The sequence below is a fragment of the Oleiphilus sp. HI0132 genome (genome assembly GCF_001635845.1).
Window position 1 is genome coordinate 1 of record NZ_LWGJ01001391.1, and the last position, 571, is coordinate 571.

Here is a 571-nt window from a genome sequence, read left to right on the forward strand (position 1 = left end):
ACTGCCTACTAGCATGAAATGGCTTCTAAATAATTATGGATACTCAACTGCTTGTGGTGTTGAGAATCTTGAAGAATCAGTAATTCAAACTGTAGAGTGCAGAGACTCAATAAATCTCCCTAACAACGTACTTATTATTAATGATTGGGGAGATGGAGGTGTAGTATTCTGTATTGCGGATGATTCAGCGGATTCAGAGTACAAGATACTCATTACTGATGCCGGTGACCTTCAAGCCTATTGCGTTGGTGAACCATTACCCAAAGATATAGAGAAGTATCCTAGCTTCACTAAATGGGTGTTAAGCAGGTTAGAGTTTGAAAAAGAAGAGTCAAAATACTAAAAGGCATATAACAAATTAATCAACGCGACCCCTGGCGGGGCGCGTCATTAAAGCGTTAAATGTTTTTTGGCTCTTAAGGTTTAGGGCTCAATATTCGGCAGGGAATGCTCGTTTCTTATCATGTATTCCTCCGTTTAAAGTTTTAGGGTAGGTGGCACGTTTTCCCACTGTTCCGCTCTGCTGTTTAAGCTTCTCAGGCACATTTGAATTTGTAGAGGCTTCGTCGGT

General features: G+C 40.8%; 1 protein-coding gene. It reads left to right on the forward strand.

Translation table 11 applies throughout. From position 1 onward, the window contains the following. Positions 1–343 (forward strand): hypothetical protein (locus A3766_RS21355; protein WP_231882951.1); only part of this gene is annotated, 343 nt, incomplete at its 5' end. Between the last annotated feature and the right edge of the window lie 228 nt (positions 344–571).